Consider the following 16,048-nt stretch of genomic DNA (forward strand, 5'->3'; position numbering starts at 1 on the left):
GTTAAATACCCCTTCCTCGTAAATTAAAGATTTTCCCAATCAAAATTTTCAGCTTCCTGATGCAATAACTCATGTGCATTTGAAAGTTTAGCTGTAATTTTAACAAAAACCCGGAAATCATCAAAGAGTGCGTCTAATTTTTGAACGGTCTCTAGATCGATCAAATTCCCAGCTTCATCAAAAGCCTGTAACGAATGCGCCAAGAGAAATTCTGACCCAGGCATTACACTGGCCTTTAATTCAGGGGCATCTAAAATTTGACGCAATTGCGCTTGCGCACGTGAAGAGCCCAACTTACCGTATGAAGCCCCCGTGATCATAACTGGTTTATTCAATAAAGGTGAGATCCCATATGAAAGCCAAGCTAAAGCATTCATCAAAGCCGCCGGGATAGAATGATCATATTCTGGTGTAGCAATGATCACTCCTTCTGCTGCCTCGATCTTAGTAGCGATCTCAGTCACCTTTTCAGGGACTTTCTTGTCAGCCGGCTTGTTGAAAACTGGGATATCTTTTACCTCGACCAATTCGATCTCAGCTTTATCCGCCAAATGACTTTGCATATATTGTAATAATTTACGATTAGTCGACTCGGCTGAGTTCGTACCAACGATTCCAATAAGTTTCACTGTGTCATCCTCGCTTTCCACTAGTTATATATAGTTTGATCATCTTAATCTCTCAGCTTAATTATACCGTATTCAAAACCCTAGTAGAAAGTATATTTAACTTTTTACTTCAAAATAATTAGCGAACTGATCGATTCTTATCTATTCATTATTTTTCTCCCATTCACTAAAGTAAACTGTGATCCCATCAGCCGTGATAAAGTAATCGATCAAGATGGCCGAAACATCATGACTAGACGCAAACTTTAACTCGACCTTAGCTAGCTCAGGTGCCTCTTCTAACTGCATCTCAAGGTCATTGACACTTCGCAACTCGATCTTTTGCCACTCATTTCCTATCCCACCTAAACTTTGCGTGATCTTTTCTAGCATATGAACTTTCGGCGTATTGTCCAAGCAAAGGTATACCCCTGGATCAGTTAAATATACATCGGGGCGTGCCGCTTTAATGATCAAAGTTCCCCGTTGATTTTCATTTGTTTTGGAAAAACACGCCTCTAGACATTCGATAGCTAACGATCTGTCATCTTTTTTAAGTCTAAATGTACCGATCAAAGTATCTAAGGCATCGACACTTTGTGAAGTCACCGTAAAGATATCCTTCTCGACGGCTGACAGATCACTTCTTGTCTCCAACTTTTCAATGACCTTTTTACAACGTTCAAATGGGTAAGGTGCATTAGCTGCGGTTGCATAGATGATCTTCTTAACTTTAACGATGTGCATCTCTTCAGCGGGTCCCACTGGAACAACGACTTCATCACCTTCTTTAATGGTCTCATCATCGCATAGATACGTATAGAGTGGTGCATCAGGTATAAATTCGACCTGACAAAACATGTATTTTTTCTCCGTCGTCGAGCCAAGTTTTTGCGCTAGCTCAACTAAAATATCCACGATCAGCCGATTTTGTAAAAAACGCAAAATATAGCCCTCACTAAACTCTTCACGCTTAATGATCCGCACTAAAGCTGCCAACAACACTTGCAAAGATAAATTTGATAGCTCCGTTACAGTTTCAACATCTACCTGCGCTTGAGATAAGATCAATTGATAATTTTCTAAATTGAGCTGGGGTTGGTCGTATACGAATAATTCGACTTCTCTGATAAAGTCCTCAACAGTTTGAGAATATTTGACATAGGGTAAATTCCCTGGACGATAGCACCACTCACCCCACGGCCCTGTAGCCAATTTATCTTTCCATGCTAGCAATAATTTGACTTCTTTACACATTTAGATCACCTCTCTATACAAAAAAAGACCATGGCAAGAGTGCCTGCCATGATCTTTGAGCAAGTATCTGATCACTTCTTGCGATAAGTTTCTGGCAATAAGATAATTGCCACCAGATATATCATTGACACAATAATATAGAAAATATTGGCAGATAGCAAGCCACCTGCACCCAAGATCATGCTCCAGATAACATTTAGGATCGTGTAAAAGCCATAGGTCAAAGCCCAGATCACACCAAAGAGCAAGGTCGACTTTTGGGGGTTCATATTTGGCAATTCATGTGGAATGTTTAAATAGATCGGATATTGTGAGAATAAGAAGATCCCACTGATAAATAATAGCGTATATGCCACTAATGGTGAGATACCCGCTAAAAAGATCGCACCGGCAATGGCTAAGATCGCTGCACTACCTAAAACTAATAGGATCGGACGCCGTTTTCGTTCGACCTTGATCTTTAGCATCAATAGGGTTCCGACCATGCCACCGCCAGAAACTGCACAGATCATCGCACCTGGTTTAAAATTACTATAAGCATTTGCCAATGTTGGCGGTAAACTGGTCAAAGTCATTACATATAAGAATAAGAAAGCACCAAAACCCAAGGCAAATTTCCAAACAAACGGATCTTTGACTGCTTTTCCATAACTGTAATCATTTTTAACTTCAGATCCACCTGAGGTCTCAAAATTTTGTGCTTTCAATAACCAAACAATAAAGAAGAAAATGCTAAAGGCTGCCACACAACTCAACGTCAAACGCCAATTATGTGTCATTTTATCGGCAAAAAAGACAAACGCGATCGCCATGATAAAGGCCCCGATATTATAAGATGCGGTGATAAATGACGAATAAAAGATCTTTTGTTCCCGTGAAACAAAGCGGACCACGATCGGATTCATGTAGACCATGATCATTGACCCACCAAGCGCCATGATCATCCGCGCAATAACGTAGAGCCAATAATTGGGCATCCAGATCGCGACCATTGAAAATGATAATAAGAATAAGGCAAATTGACCAGCGCGCTTGATCCCAAGCTTCATCAAAAATAAAGCAGCTAAGAAATTAGCGACTACCCGAGCGATCGTGATCGTATAGTTGACCACTTGACTCAACACCGGTGAAACTTCATGTCCAAAATAAGTTTGAATGATCTGTGGTCCAAGATTGGAACCACCGACCCAACTAGCAGCAAATGTAACATATGCTGCAAACAGGGTGAAAAACATCAAAATACCCGTTTTTTGACTGACTTCTTTCATTTAAGATCCCCTACCATTCTTTGATTGACCGATGCAGCTAACAACAAATAAGTCTGGGTGTCTACTTGGCCTAGACCACCTCGCCTTCAGTTATTTTGATAGCGCTATCATTTTTGAGCACTATAACAACAAAAAATTATCTTTCAAGAAGTTTTTGCTTATGATAAAACCACAATAAAGTGGACACTTCGCTGTTTTTCACCCAAATCAACTTTTATTTGTACACCTTTATTCTATCTTTAAAAGGAGGTTTTCGTCTAGTAAAACACTCTCTTTATGTAACCGGATACAATTAGACCATTAAAAAAGGCCGAGATCTACTCAGCCCTACATCCACATCACAATATTCTTTGATATATCTCTAGATCTAGGTCTTTAAAAACATTAAAAATGACCTTGAGCTTAGAGTCAGTTTGACGCAAAAAATCTTTGACCGTCTTACTTGCGATCTGAGCGGCACGCTCATTTGGAAAGCCAAATTCACCCGTAGAGATGCAACAAAAAGCTAAACTTTTTAAATTATTATCATGTGCCAGCTTTAAACAATTATAATATGCTTGCGCTAACTGTTCTTCGTATTCTGGGGTCAAGGTCTTATTTTTAACGTACGGTCCTGCCACATGGAAAACATATTTGCTGGGCAAATTATATGCCTTAGTCGGTAAGACTTGAGCGACTTTCACAAAGCGACCGACCTTTTGCATGACTTGATAACATTCATTTCGTAGTTGGACCCCTGCAAAAGTATGGATCGCATTATCGAGGCAATTACAGTTCGGGCGGTAACACCCTAGCATCGTTTTATTCGCAGCATTGACGATCGCATCGACTTTAAGTGTCGTGAGGTCCCCTTGCCAAAGATAGATATTGTCAGAAAGCGGCGTTAGATCTTTAAGAGTCGTTATTTTCTTTTGAGCCAATACTTCAGTCAAATATGCATCTTGGATCTGCTCAAATTCAGGTGTGATCGGGCGCGCTAAGCGTGTATTGAATAATGCTCTTAGCATTTTTTCTTGTTCTGCTTGTGTCTTTGGGATCTTAAATTTGGCTGTTCGTGGATTTTCATTTAATAAGCTTTGGATCAGATAAAGTCGCCGTTTAGCTTGGTCCATCAGTGATACCCCCATTCTTATCTATATATAGTATATATCACCTTTAGCCTTTAAAATACTTTTAAGCCGATAACGGCCACGATGATCAAAATAACACAGATTATTTGTTTAGTATTTAATTTTTCGCCATAAACAAGGCTTCCCACAACCAAAGCCCCGATGCTACCAAATGAGACCCAAATACTGTAGGCTACTCCAGCATCCAGTGTTTTCATCGCAAATGAAAGTCCCGTCAAACTTACCGTCGCAAAAAATAATGTTCCCACTGTCCAAAACAGCTGTTTAAAACCACTTGCTCGTTTCATACAAAAAACCAAGCCGACTTCGGCTAACCCTGCACCGATCAAATAGATAATGTCCATCGTTACTCATCCCCCAAATATTTTAATCCGATCAACCCACTGATCATCAAGCAAACACAGATCCCTTGGCCCAAACTCAAAGCTTCACCTAAAAAGATCCAGCCAAATAAGACCGAGCCAACTGCACCGATCCCACAATAAGCCGAATAAGCGATCCCAGCAGGTAAATTTTTCATAGCTAGGGAAAATAAGTAAAAACTTAAAATAATAAAAACGAGCGTGATGATCCCATAAGGCTGGACCGTAAAACTATTCGAAAGCTTCAACGTCAACGCCCAAACGATCTCCAGCAATCCCCCTAAGATCAACAGTAACCAATTTTTATTCAAATCGTTTCATCCTTTCAAATAAAAAAGCATAGCTAGACAAGATCCAACTTATCCAACTACACTTATAGTAATCCTCCGATGTAAGGTATAAATTATGCTATCAGAGTTATATTCAACTGTCAATTCAAAATTTATTTCAAATATTGGTGGAAAAAGTCCACGATCTTAGCAAATGGAATGCCTTTATCTTTGCCACCATCATAAAGATCTGTATGATCAGCTCCAGAGATCAAATACAATTCCTTATTATCAGGGCAAACCGCACCTTCCACCATCTTAGCGTAAGCATCTTCACTAAAATAACATGAATGTGCCGCTTTACCGTGGATCATCAAGACTGCATTTTCGATCTCATTACTGTATTTAAGAAGTGGTTGGTTGATAAACGACATACATCCAGTCACATTCCAACCATCATTTGAATTCAAAGACCGCTCATGGTAACCACGCTTAGTTTTATAATAATCATAATAATCAGCGACAAACTGAGGAGCATCAGCGGGTAAGGGATCGACCACCCCGCCAGCTCTAGCATAGTCAGTATTAGCATAATCGCGGGTGCGTTGCTTGTTTAAGGCAACCTTTTTAGCTTGACGTGCTACCTGAGAATCTTCAGCATCAAAGTAGCCATTAGCGTTGATCCGTGACATATCATACATCGTTGCCGTCACAGTCGCTTTGATCCGTGTATCAAGGGCAGCAGCATTCAAAGCCATACCACCCCAACCACAGATCCCGACGATCCCGAGTTTTTCTGAATCAGCTAGCTCTAAATTAGATAAATAATCGATCGCTGCTTGAAAATCTTCTGTATTGATATCAGGCGAAGCCACATTACGAGGAAAACCACCACTTTCACCCGTAAATGACGGATCAAAAGCAAGCGTTAAAAAGCCAGCCGCAGCCAAAGTTTGCGCATATAGCCCAGAAGCTTGTTCTTTAACGGCTCCAAATGGTCCCGCGATCGCAAGTGCAGGTAGTTTACCAGTTGCAGCTTTAGGCAAATACATATCAGCTGCTAAGGTGATACCGTAGCGATTGTGAAACGTCACTTTTTGGTGTTTTACCTTAGGGCTGGGTGCAAACGTTTTATCCCATTTTGTTGTTAAAGTTAATTCTTCCATGTTACTACCCCTCTCAAATATTTTCTTTAGTATTTATTATAAAGATAATTTATAATATAGCTAATACTTATTTTCTATAATTTATCATTCTAAAATCGAATAACTATTCTGGAGGCCCAATCGATGGAAATTCGTGTCTTAAAGTATTTTTTAGCCGTTGCACGCGAAAAAAGTATCACTAATGCAGCTAAAAAATTGCACATTTCACAACCAACACTATCAAAGCAGCTCAAACAACTGGAAGCTGAGCTAGGACAAAAGCTCTTTACCCGAACCAACTACAGCATTCGCTTGACTGAAGCGGGGCTACTCTTACAAAAGCGCGCTGAAAATATCGTTGCTTTAGTTGATAAAACAACGCAAGAATTCCAAGATCTAGATGATGTGATCGGGGGCGATATTCATCTTGGTTGTGCTGAATCGATCGGCATGCAATATCTAGCACGCCAATTCAAAGAGTTGCAGAGCACTTATCCAGGCTTACGCTACCATTTATACAGTGGTGATAGTAGTGATATCGCCTTGCGCTTAGAGCGGGGCTTGTTAGACTTTGCCGTGATCGTCCAAGAAGTTGATCTGCAAAAGTACAATTATCTCAAACTCCCCCATCACGATACTTGGGGCGTGCTCATGCCTAAAGATAGCCCGTTAGCACAGCATGCAGTCATCACAGTCGCTGAGTTAGTCGATCTGCCCTTGATCGTGTCACGCCAAGGGATGGAAGCAGACTATCCTAAGTTCTTTGGTGAAAAAGTTGATGAATTAAATATCGTTGCAACCTCAAACTTGATCTATAACGCCTCACTTTTAGTGCGTGAAGGTCTAGGCTATGCTTTGACATTTGATGACCTGATCGACACTAGTAGTGACAACGAGCTTTGTTTTCGCCCACTTGAACCAAATCTGACCTCTAACATGTATCTTATCTGGAACAAACACCAAGTCTTCTCTCCCGCTGCCAAATTGCTATTAGATAAACTCAAAGAAAAACTAGCTCAATAAAAAAACTTCTGAGACCGTTTGATCTCAGAAGTTTTTTATTTCCAAAATAAGTCATTTAATGTTACATCAAGTTCTTTACAAATACTGATACAAAGGTTGATCGTGGGGTTATAGTCGCCTTTTTCAATGGCCGAGATCGTTTGGCGTGAAACACCGACACGATCGGCTAAAGCTTGCTGTGAAAGGTCTTTTCCCGCACGAGCTGCTTTTAACTTTAAATTCTTCATCTGCCTTCATCTTCCTTACGATCTAGGTAGTTACGCAAGAGGATCGTGCTTCCTGTGATGAGCAACAAAATACCCAGAAATACTAAGTAAATATCTTGCTGATCTACTTTTGAACTTTCAAAATAGTCCCAAGTTACCGGCAACAATTCCAAAAGCCCTAGTCCAGCAAATAACCAGCCCATTGAAGAGCTTTTTTTGACTTTAACAGGGAAATAAGCATGCTGCCAAATAGTATATGGTGCAAACACCAAAGTCCCAAGCCAAATGCTCAACGCGGCTAGATCTTCACTCGATAAAAGCTGGATATTCCCGACCTTTTCCCAAAAGTATACAACAGCATTTAAAAACATAATTGTAACAAAAGCATATTTGTAGGCCCGATCTACCACCTGTGTTTGGCGTTCATCACGTTCACCTTCGACTTTATTCATCAGTATCAAAAAGCCAAATGAAAGGGCTACAACAAAGACAACTACTGTAGCTAAAAACATTATAGATCACCTTCTTCATTACTATCGAGATGATTACGCAACATGATCGTTAGCGCAATGCAAAAACAACTGATACCAAAGATCAAAAAGCTAACACCTTTTGTAAGATCAGGACTTCCTCCCCAAAGCCCTAAAAGATCGACTACCCCAATCAATAAATTAGGAATTCCCATTATGAGCATTACGACTGCAAAACCATTAGTTTTTTCAGATTTGAGTGAAAAATATGCGTGATTCCAAATTGCATAAAGTGAGGCTACTAATATACCACTCCAAATACTCATTGTAGATGTAAACCTCACTGAAAGTTCTGGAAAACTATCAAAGACACTAAAAATGTAAAAGGCAGCATTCAAAAGCAAAACTGTTAGCAATCCATAACGGCCCCCACGATCCATGATCACTGTTTGCCGTTCATCATACCCATCATCTTTTTGTAAAAATAGCACTAGTCCTACCACCGCAAAAAATAAAATTACAAATAAACTTCCTAACATGGTGTATCCCTCCTTTTTCTACACCCTAATAGTAATTTAAATCATCAATAATGTCAACTATATTTTACAAAAATAATCTGTAAATGGCATAAAGCATAAAAAAAGAGTGCCATCACTGACACTCTATATCTTATTTACCTAAAACTAATCGTCTAGTATATACTGCTTGTCCTGAATGCATACTAGCATCATCTAGCGTTGAGATGATCCGCACTGCTCGTGTAACTGGGGGTTCCCAACTTTCATCAATGATCTCATCTAATGTTGTCAGGTCCAGTTTCGATAGATAATCCCGTCCAAAAGCGACCGCCGCTTGGAAATAATCAACTAATAATTCTTTATCCTCCACTTGAACTTTACGTGCTTGTTCTGGTGTATGGATCCAATCCTGTGTGTCTAAAGGTAGATCTAAATCAAACTTTTGCACCCAACCCTGACTGGTATAGAGCGGTTCTTTTCCAGCTAATTCCGATAATTGTTGATCGATCATCTTAGCTGTATGCCAAGTCAACCACGTGACCGATTTGATCAGATCCGCTGGCATCGTGTTCAATTGTTCAACATTCATTTGTGCGATCGTTTCTAAAAAGCGCTCTTCCGCCCGGTTAAGTGCATCAACTAACATCCCTACTGTCTGCATAATATTTCCTCACATTCTTAAATCTTTTTTGGCGACTACAGCATCAAACGTTTCCATTTTCTGATCTTAGTTCTAAAAGTCGTAAAAGGTGCCACGGTATTAACATGAATAAACTTATAGACTTCCCAGACTGCTGTTTTAGTTGAGTTATCCGCCCATTTTCGCATATGTGGTTCAAATACTTCAGCTTCACTCAGTTCATCAAGCATCTGATATATGGCCTGAATGTTTTGGTCTAATCTTTTTTTCAATTCTGCTAGTGACAATGGAGCATAGGTTACAGAAAAATATTGGTAAAGTTCCCCTAATTGATTCCACTTATAGTTCTCAGTGGGCGTTTTTACTGACTTACCCTGTCTTTCATCCGCTTCCCACTGCAATAATAATGTCGTCCACCCTACTTGATAAGCTAGATTTTCTGCGGGCGTACGATCTACTTCATCACAGCGCTCATCTTTTAATGCCTCGGGGATCTCGGTAAATTCTGCAATATACTTAGCATATGTTTTTTGGATCTCAGCTTTTAATTCAGCTTTGTCATGATAACTTCTCATCGTTTAAACTCTCCTTTTAAGTTTTTTCCCTTGAGCTGACACGTAAAGCTTGCCCACAGTTTCTGCTATTCTCAACCTTGCTTTATTTTCATGATCATCGCATCAATATTAGTTGATTGACCATAAAAATCAACTTTTGAAATTGGAGCTGAATTTTTTAATGCCACATCTAGATGTTCAATGATCTTTTCTAGCTGGTCTGAATTAGCTTTTATATATTCTGCCTGCAAATATCTACTTAGCTTATCCTTTAAACCTTGCTTGGAGATCAAATGTGAAGTCATGAACTCGAAATGTGCCAAAAGCCATACTTCAAAAGTAATATTGGAAAAACCGATCACAAATTTTTCCTTCATTGCTTTACTAAACATTGTATCTAACTCTTCTACAGTAAATTCATCGCGTTTTTCTTTTCTACTTTTTTATTTCTCGCCATCTTATTCTCCCAAAACTTCTAGTAAAGCTGAATGATCAACGATCTGTGTGCCACCAAACCTCCCTTCCAGATAACGTTTTTTGTAGCCAAAATCTCCACGACTCAAGGATATGTCATCAAAATCGTAAATTGAAAAGAGATCGGTCTCGCCATACTCATTTTTTTCAGCAAACCATATCTGATCTTGCCGCAACTTGTGATCCATCAATGAGAGTTCATGGGTCGTCAAGATAAATTGATTCAGTTGCTTTTCATGCGTAAAAATATCCAATAACGCCTCAGCTAATTCAAGATGAAAAGAGCGATCAAACTCATCGATCAAGAGTACTTTGCCAGCATTTTCATTACGCAAAATATACAATGCTAAAAACATAAACGCTTTGGTTCCTGTACTTTCATTGTTAAAATGCACTTGAAAATCCTTATCTTTGGAGTGGTGTGTAGTATATACATCATATATTGTTGCATAAGTCTCCTCATTTTTGGGCATAAGCATCTCTCCATTAAAGTCGATTTGAACTTTAGGCTTTAAAACTCTACGCTCTTTGACCTCAACATCAACAATATTAAAATCCGCTGCTTTGAGAAATTTCAAAAATTTATTCTTAAAGTTTGGTTCCAATAACGCTTTAAATAAAATATTTGGTACTTGATCTGAATTAACAAAGACCAGATCTTCTAAAAACCAAGTATAGGCCAACTTCGCTTCATCCAAATTATTTTCTTGGGCAAAGAACAGTAAATTTTGATTTTTTCTGATATTTCTTTGCAAGCCGCTAAGTTGCTTAGGCAAAGTAATGAATTCTTGTCCTTGCCGTTCAAAAATAACACTATTGTTTACTTTCAATTTTTCAAACTGAAATTTTGCTTGATCATAGATCAACTGATATTCAAAGTATTTTTGCGCTTTAATAAACGAAACAGATAATTGAGTAGCATCAGAATTATAGCCGAATGTATTCGTCGGTAAGGCCTCATTTTCACTCGTGGTCGGCGTTAAAACTAAGAAACGAAGCAATCTTAAAGCATCTAACAAATTCGTTTTACCATTAGCATTTCCGCCAAACAAAATCGCTAACTTCAATAACTTGGTTTTACCAAATGTCAAAATATTATTTTTATATTTTCGCAGATACTTCCCCTTCTCCATGGAAAATTCATTAGTATCTTTGAAAGATTTAAAATTAGTGACCTTAAAATCAACTAACATATTGCCACCACCTTTTTAGTTATACCAATTATAACGTTTTTTCGTTTTTTTATAAACAATATACTCTTTTCAAAGCTAGATCATTCGGAGCCGTTTCACTGAACTATCTGTAACTAGATCTTATCATCCATCCAAGCGACCAGCTCACGCATCACCTCAACTTTATTCAACTCATTTAAGATCTCATGTCTTGCCTCTGGATAAAGTTTTAAAGTCACATCGCTAAAACCTTCACGCTGTAAGAGTGCATAGAAACGCTCTACCCCCTTACCTGCTCCTCCAACCGGATCTGTGGCACCCGAGATCAGTAACAGTGGTAAGGTATGGGGGATCTGCTTGATCCATTTAGGACTAGTCGCATAGTGTCAACCACCCCAGTCTAAAGACTGGGGCTTGTAGGGTAAAACCTTACGGTTTCTTGCTACAATTTGCATAGATACAGCACAGCGTACTATCAAAGATAATACGTCTTACACGCTAATTACCAATACCTTTTACGTCCCCAAGTTGCCATAGGGACGAGCCTAACTTAGGCTACTTTTGCTAATCCTTTAGCTAAGATATTTTTAGCTGCATTCCAATCTCTGATGTGATGCTTATGACAGTTAGGGCAAGTCCATTTACGGTCTGCTAAAGTTAGCTTACTACTTCCATCCTTGCCCATAATAAAGCCACAATCAGAACATATTTGAGTTGTATTCTTAGGATCAACTGTTATAAATGTACGTCCATATAAACTGGCTTTATATTCCATCATTTGTAAGAACGTGCGCCAGCCGACATCAGAAATTGACATTGCTAAAGCATGATTTTTCAACATATTTTTACCACGTAAGTTTTCAGCTACTACCAAATCGTGGTTATTGATAAGTGCAGTAGACACCTTATGCAGGAAATTATTACGTTGTCGTCTTACTCTAGCTTGTAACTTAGCTACCACCAAGCGCTGTTTTTGATAATTCTTAGCATTTCTAAGATTGCGTCCATCTTTTTTGGCTCTTAATTGTCGTCTTGACAACTTACGTTGTGCCTTAGCTAGTTTACCCTTGATAGTCCGATAGTACCTTGGATTAGCTATTTGATCGCCATTACTACTCGTTAGGAAGTTTTCGGTATTAAGGTCAACACCAACTTGAAAACCGGTAGTCCTTTTCTTGGCGACAAACGGAGTATCTGAACCCAACTGCATTGATACGAAGTATTTATCATCAATGGTCTTAGAAATAGTTACCGTACCGATTTTAATATCTTGCTTACGGTCTAACAATCTACGGTGAGAACCACTAATTCTGATTCTACCCAACTTAGGTAACTGGATGTGTTGCATATCAAGAAACTTAACTCCAGTAGCATCAAAAACGTTCATTTCTGCTTTTTTGCCATAGTGTGCGCTTGTTTGATACTTTTCAACATAACCTTTTTTATGAAACTTAGGTGTACCAGCGGTGTGGACTTTCTTGTACATATTCCACGCATTTTGGTAGGTTTGTTTAGCAGTAGAAATCACTTGTCTATCAAGAAGTTTGTTATCCATATACTTAAAATGATTGGATAAGTTCTTAGGATTTTTACGCTTTTTCAATTCATCGATGCGATTAGTAACGACATCAAGTGGTAATTTAACCCGATTAAGTTGATACAACTCTCGGTCAATTGCTATCAGCTTATTGTAGACTGTTCTAGAAATATCGGAATTGATTTTGATTAATTGCTTTTGTTGTGTTGATGGGTAGATACGCATCTTAAGTCCGTAGTGGTAACTAAGGTCTTTCATTTTCTTCATTATTTTTCACCCCCTTATTTTTACATACTAAGAATATCATGAAAATACGTCATGTGCGAAAAAAGTCCCAAAAAATAAGCCCATAGGGCTTATTAGAACAGCTATCCCTCCCCCACTAAAGTAGGGAGATTCCCGCCAATTTTCATTGAAAAGGTAAATAATGAATGGTACATATTTAAAGTCGGTGTAAACTTATGATGCTCATGCGCTAAATATTTATCAACTTCAGCCTCATCTCGCGAAAGCCAATCAGCCTTGGTCCGATTAGGTGAAAAGGAGCGATTGAACATCCCCGTACTCATCTGTTCTAGGAATTTACTGCGATATTTTTCACCATGGATAGCACGCAAGATCCTTGTCAGACCGATTGCAGTCCAAGTCTGCAATCGGAGTTGCTGTCCCGTTCCCATGATGATATATGGAATATTGGGATATTTTTGCTTCACTTCAACCTGCAAAGTATGCACATCAGCCACTAAGGTCTGCCAGTCTTTAGGAAAGTGCCCATAATCAGCTGGCTCTACCACTGTATTTCCATGCCCGACATGATCGTGGCCCACAACCAAATAACCTGCTTGATTGGCAAAACGCGCAAACTCATCATAGCGTTCGATATGTTCGATCATCCCATGAACGATCTGTAAAACCGCTTTGGGATGCGGGATCGTCCACATAACTGCATGATTATTTCGTTCGCCAAAATTCCACATTCTTACTTCTGTCATCACGATTTCCCCAAAAGCTGTATGTCAAATACAAATTATAGTTACATGACATTTAACTTATCAATCAATGCCCTAGACTGATGCTCGATATCAGGATACATATAACCTGATGTAATTCCTAATAATTCAAGTTGCTTCCTTATTTTTTCCTTGCGTTTACCATCTATTTGAATAACGGAAAAACTCAAAGTTCCCCCAGTCTTCTTATCTTCCTTATTTGTGTGTAATTCAGTCGCAAACTCATCAATTGATCCAGAGATCTCTTGTTGTATTTCCACATACTCTTTTGATACACCATCACTTCGCTTGGTACTAACAACGCTAGGATAAATAAACGCGCCTTGCTGTTGCCTGATGCGTTCAGTAGTTTTTGAAGGGAGAACTATTTGTGAGCTAATTAAGTCTTTATATATTTTAAAGGGATATACTAATTTTTCACGTGTACGTGCTCGTTGATTTAATAAATTCATAAAATTGTTCAACTTATTAAACGCTTTCTCTCCTTCCTCGTCTCTAATATAATTATTGATTTTTTCTCTCATTTCTATAATTGGTACTCCACCTAAAATTTCTATATTCCCATTGTCTAATTTCTTTTCAATTCTATGACATACAATTAAAAAATCATCAATTATATCTTGAGGCATAAAATTCAAAGCAGACTTAATTGCTACTGTATGTCCTGTATCGAATTTTTCTTTCATCCTCTCTACTCCATATATGTGAATAAAACCAGGCTTGTCATCATCTTTCTCAACTGCAAAGTATAATGCAACCAAAGGACTTTTAGTTATATCTAGCATTCGTGTTTTAGCGCCATAATGTTGTAACTCAGATATCATCCTAACTAGTGATGTATTCTCAGTATAATCATCTCTACCTAGTTCATTAAGTAATGTACGGTAATAATATTCACTCCCACGCCTAACAAGCTTTTCCTCTCGATACAACGATGGTAATCTAAAACCGTAGGGACAACTTTCACCTCTAAAAAAAAGTTCTTCATCTACTTCTTTTGAAGAATTTTCGCTATGTAGAAATATGTTTTTCAATATAGTATTCACAGTTGCAAGTTTTTTTGGTTTATTACTATCTACCATAACCATTCCTCATTTATCAAATTATATAATCTTTCACAATAACCGTATAGCATTAATTTTAACATAAAATTTATATTTAATACTCCTTAAAAAAACGAGCTCCACAAGTACTTGTGCAACCCGTTTTTTGTATTCATTATGCAAAATACTTTTTATATTTGAAGATCAACCCCGCCTCGATCAATAAACTGATGGTAGCTAGTAAGAAGGAGACCGTGATCCCAAATTTTTGCGTGATAAAACTCATCACTAAAAGTAACATTCCAAACCTTATCACTGAAATTATCTCAAAAGCTGAGCTGATATTTACCATCTGGTTTTCAGGAATATTTTCTTGTAATATAGTTATTTCTGGAATTTCTTTTAATTGAGATACTATCCCGATCAAAACTGAACAGGTCAAAAAGGCCATCGAATTAGGGATAACTAAGATCACTAAGATCAACGAAGCCGTCAAAACAAGCGAAGTCATCATACTGTAAACTTTACGTTCGAGCAATTTCTCGGAGATCTTAAATACTAATAACCCACCTAAAGTGATCCCCACTGAGTAAGTCATATTAGCATAGCCCCAATATCTAGTACTCTCATGTAATCGTTCCGAAACAAAGACTAAGATGATCGTTGAGACCCAGATCAAATTAGCAAACTCTTCAAAAAATTCGATCCCGACCAAAGTATATAATATTGGATTTTTTAAAAGTAGTTTCCAGCCTTTTATCAGTGTTTGGCGATCAGTTTCATTCTTTAACTCATCAAAGGCCACTCGCGGCAACAAACTTGTCATCCAAGTAGCTATTCCAAATAAAATGATCGTGATCAGTAATGAACGATACAATCCAAGGATCGAGAAAAGGACACCACCATAAACCCAACCTAGGATATCGATCGTTTGAAAACAAACCGATGAAATGGCATTTGCTTTGATCAAGTCAGTCGTGTAATGAACTATCATCGCAGCAGTGACTGGCCCTTCAAAGCCATCTAGTAGTGTGATCAAGATCATCAAAACACAGACTCCTAACAGCGATAACCTTGGCCATAGATATAAGGCCACAGTCAAGATCAGCAACAATCCCGTTTTACTAGCTTGTGAAAATAACATGATCTTATTCAATGCAAATCTTTTACTTACTAATGGTACGAGCAAAGTCGAGATAAACGATGTTCCACTCATCAAAAGTGGAATGATCGAACTAGAGACCACTGACTTTGAGGTAAGATAAATATTTGCAATGATCAAGACTTCCAACGAGTAATCGGCTAGATCCGCTACGATCTGTGAAGCAATCAGTCACCTAAATTCTTTAGTCACGCAGTTTG

The 16,048-nt window shown here is 38.4% G+C and carries 19 protein-coding genes and 1 pseudogene; 1 reads left to right on the forward strand and 19 read right to left on the reverse strand.

What is annotated here, in order from left to right; translation table 11 throughout:
- Positions 1-23: 23 nt before the first annotated feature.
- The 7 genes from LMU01S_RS04945 to LMU01S_RS04975 all read right to left on the reverse strand — a co-directional run bounded on the left by LMU01S_RS04945 (position 24) and on the right by LMU01S_RS04975 (position 6,060).
- Positions 24-629 (reverse strand): NADPH-dependent FMN reductase, encoded by a 606-nt coding sequence (locus LMU01S_RS04945; RefSeq protein ID WP_056958761.1) that lies wholly within the window; start codon positions 627-629, stop codon positions 24-26.
- A 141-nt stretch (positions 630-770) separates the two neighbouring features.
- On the reverse strand, positions 771-1,865 hold the full coding sequence (locus LMU01S_RS04950; RefSeq protein ID WP_056958763.1) for a DUF6508 domain-containing protein: 1,095 nt from the start codon (positions 1,863-1,865) through the stop codon (positions 771-773).
- 71 nt (positions 1,866-1,936) lie between these two features.
- The gene (locus LMU01S_RS04955) at positions 1,937-3,133 is read right to left on the reverse strand and encodes an MFS transporter (RefSeq protein WP_056958765.1); all 1,197 of its coding nucleotides are present in this window, start codon (positions 3,131-3,133) and stop codon (positions 1,937-1,939) included.
- A gap of 338 nt (positions 3,134-3,471) precedes the next feature.
- Complete coding sequence (locus LMU01S_RS04960; RefSeq protein WP_056958767.1) at positions 3,472-4,245, reverse strand: protein-ADP-ribose hydrolase; 774 nt, start codon at positions 4,243-4,245, stop codon at positions 3,472-3,474.
- 50 nt (positions 4,246-4,295) lie between these two features.
- A complete protein-coding gene (locus LMU01S_RS04965) occupies positions 4,296-4,607 on the reverse strand; it encodes a DMT family transporter (protein WP_056958769.1) in 312 nt (103 codons plus the stop codon).
- Between the two features lie 2 nt (positions 4,608-4,609).
- Entirely contained in the window at positions 4,610-4,936 is a 327-nt protein-coding gene (locus tag LMU01S_RS04970) for a DMT family transporter (RefSeq protein ID WP_056958771.1), read from the reverse strand.
- A gap of 131 nt (positions 4,937-5,067) precedes the next feature.
- Positions 5,068-6,060 carry an alpha/beta hydrolase gene (locus LMU01S_RS04975; RefSeq protein ID WP_056958773.1) on the reverse strand — a complete coding sequence of 331 codons (993 nt, stop codon included), beginning with the start codon at positions 6,058-6,060 and terminating at the stop codon, positions 5,068-5,070.
- Between the two features lie 123 nt (positions 6,061-6,183).
- On the opposite strand from LMU01S_RS04975, the gene LMU01S_RS04980 reads away from it, so the two are divergent.
- On the forward strand, positions 6,184-7,062 hold the full coding sequence (locus tag LMU01S_RS04980; protein WP_056958775.1) for a LysR family transcriptional regulator: 879 nt from the start codon (positions 6,184-6,186) through the stop codon (positions 7,060-7,062).
- 35 nt (positions 7,063-7,097) lie between these two features.
- Here LMU01S_RS04980 and LMU01S_RS04985 read toward each other — a convergent pair whose 3' ends face one another.
- The 12 genes and pseudogenes from LMU01S_RS04985 to LMU01S_RS05035 form a co-directional block, all read right to left on the reverse strand.
- Entirely contained in the window at positions 7,098-7,289 is a 192-nt protein-coding gene (locus tag LMU01S_RS04985; RefSeq protein WP_004049360.1) for a helix-turn-helix transcriptional regulator, read from the reverse strand.
- On the reverse strand, positions 7,286-7,780 hold the full coding sequence (locus LMU01S_RS04990; RefSeq protein ID WP_056958778.1) for a hypothetical protein: 495 nt from the start codon (positions 7,778-7,780) through the stop codon (positions 7,286-7,288). The genes LMU01S_RS04985 and LMU01S_RS04990 overlap by 4 nt, the downstream gene beginning before the upstream one ends.
- Complete coding sequence (locus tag LMU01S_RS04995; RefSeq protein ID WP_056958781.1) at positions 7,780-8,277, reverse strand: hypothetical protein; 498 nt, start codon at positions 8,275-8,277, stop codon at positions 7,780-7,782. Before LMU01S_RS04995 ends, LMU01S_RS04990 begins: the two co-directional genes overlap by 1 nt.
- Positions 8,278-8,407: 130 nt before the next feature.
- The gene (locus tag LMU01S_RS05000; RefSeq protein ID WP_056958782.1) at positions 8,408-8,917 is read right to left on the reverse strand and encodes a DinB family protein; all 510 of its coding nucleotides are present in this window, start codon (positions 8,915-8,917) and stop codon (positions 8,408-8,410) included.
- Between the two features lie 35 nt (positions 8,918-8,952).
- Entirely contained in the window at positions 8,953-9,471 is a 519-nt protein-coding gene (locus LMU01S_RS05005) for a ClbS/DfsB family four-helix bundle protein (RefSeq protein ID WP_056958785.1), read from the reverse strand.
- Positions 9,472-9,542: 71 nt separating this feature from the next.
- A pseudogene (locus tag LMU01S_RS05010) lies at positions 9,543-9,851 on the reverse strand (RloB domain-containing protein); the annotation flags it as partial.
- 57 nt (positions 9,852-9,908) lie between these two features.
- Positions 9,909-11,117 carry an AAA family ATPase gene (locus LMU01S_RS05015; protein WP_056958788.1) on the reverse strand — a complete coding sequence of 403 codons (1,209 nt, stop codon included), beginning with the start codon at positions 11,115-11,117 and terminating at the stop codon, positions 9,909-9,911.
- A 113-nt stretch (positions 11,118-11,230) separates the two neighbouring features.
- Complete coding sequence (locus LMU01S_RS10265; RefSeq protein ID WP_082613048.1) at positions 11,231-11,458, reverse strand: serine aminopeptidase domain-containing protein; 228 nt, start codon at positions 11,456-11,458, stop codon at positions 11,231-11,233.
- A 188-nt stretch (positions 11,459-11,646) separates the two neighbouring features.
- Entirely contained in the window at positions 11,647-12,900 is a 1,254-nt protein-coding gene (locus LMU01S_RS05020) for an RNA-guided endonuclease InsQ/TnpB family protein (RefSeq protein WP_056958790.1), read from the reverse strand.
- 101 nt (positions 12,901-13,001) lie between these two features.
- Positions 13,002-13,625, reverse strand: a complete 624-nt coding sequence (locus tag LMU01S_RS05025; RefSeq protein ID WP_056958792.1) for a serine aminopeptidase domain-containing protein — start codon at positions 13,623-13,625, stop codon at positions 13,002-13,004.
- Positions 13,626-13,666: 41 nt separating this feature from the next.
- Entirely contained in the window at positions 13,667-14,725 is a 1,059-nt protein-coding gene (locus tag LMU01S_RS05030) for an FRG domain-containing protein (RefSeq protein WP_056958794.1), read from the reverse strand.
- A gap of 136 nt (positions 14,726-14,861) precedes the next feature.
- Positions 14,862-15,977, reverse strand: a complete 1,116-nt coding sequence (locus tag LMU01S_RS05035; protein WP_061773556.1) for an MFS transporter — start codon at positions 15,975-15,977, stop codon at positions 14,862-14,864.
- Positions 15,978-16,048: the final 71 nt, after the last annotated feature.

The organism is Ligilactobacillus murinus DSM 20452 = NBRC 14221, assembly GCF_001591685.1.
Taxonomy (GTDB): Bacteria; Bacillota; Bacilli; order Lactobacillales; family Lactobacillaceae; genus Ligilactobacillus; species Ligilactobacillus murinus.

What these genes read in the sequence shown, in the direction of transcription:
- LMU01S_RS04950 (WP_056958763.1), bottom strand. Translation starts at nt 1,865, where the DNA reads ATGTGTAAAGAAGTCAAATTATTGCTAGCATGGAAAGATAAATTGGCT.
- LMU01S_RS04955 (WP_056958765.1), bottom strand. Translation starts at nt 3,133, where the DNA reads ATGAAAGAAGTCAGTCAAAAAACGGGTATTTTGATGTTTTTCACCCTG.
- LMU01S_RS04960 (WP_056958767.1), bottom strand. Translation starts at nt 4,245, where the DNA reads ATGGACCAAGCTAAACGGCGACTTTATCTGATCCAAAGCTTATTAAAT.
- LMU01S_RS04965 (WP_056958769.1), bottom strand. Translation starts at nt 4,607, where the DNA reads ATGGACATTATCTATTTGATCGGTGCAGGGTTAGCCGAAGTCGGCTTG.
- LMU01S_RS04975 (WP_056958773.1), bottom strand. Translation starts at nt 6,060, where the DNA reads ATGGAAGAATTAACTTTAACAACAAAATGGGATAAAACGTTTGCACCC.
- LMU01S_RS04980 (WP_056958775.1), top strand. Translation starts at nt 6,184, where the DNA reads ATGGAAATTCGTGTCTTAAAGTATTTTTTAGCCGTTGCACGCGAAAAA.
- LMU01S_RS04985 (WP_004049360.1), bottom strand. Translation starts at nt 7,289, where the DNA reads ATGAAGAATTTAAAGTTAAAAGCAGCTCGTGCGGGAAAAGACCTTTCA.
- LMU01S_RS04990 (WP_056958778.1), bottom strand. Translation starts at nt 7,780, where the DNA reads ATGTTTTTAGCTACAGTAGTTGTCTTTGTTGTAGCCCTTTCATTTGGC.
- LMU01S_RS04995 (WP_056958781.1), bottom strand. Translation starts at nt 8,277, where the DNA reads ATGTTAGGAAGTTTATTTGTAATTTTATTTTTTGCGGTGGTAGGACTA.
- LMU01S_RS05000 (WP_056958782.1), bottom strand. Translation starts at nt 8,917, where the DNA reads ATGCAGACAGTAGGGATGTTAGTTGATGCACTTAACCGGGCGGAAGAG.
- LMU01S_RS05005 (WP_056958785.1), bottom strand. Translation starts at nt 9,471, where the DNA reads ATGAGAAGTTATCATGACAAAGCTGAATTAAAAGCTGAGATCCAAAAA.
- LMU01S_RS05015 (WP_056958788.1), bottom strand. Translation starts at nt 11,117, where the DNA reads ATGTTAGTTGATTTTAAGGTCACTAATTTTAAATCTTTCAAAGATACT.
- LMU01S_RS05020 (WP_056958790.1), bottom strand. Translation starts at nt 12,900, where the DNA reads ATGAAGAAAATGAAAGACCTTAGTTACCACTACGGACTTAAGATGCGT.
- LMU01S_RS05025 (WP_056958792.1), bottom strand. Translation starts at nt 13,625, where the DNA reads ATGACAGAAGTAAGAATGTGGAATTTTGGCGAACGAAATAATCATGCA.
- LMU01S_RS05030 (WP_056958794.1), bottom strand. Translation starts at nt 14,725, where the DNA reads ATGGTAGATAGTAATAAACCAAAAAAACTTGCAACTGTGAATACTATA.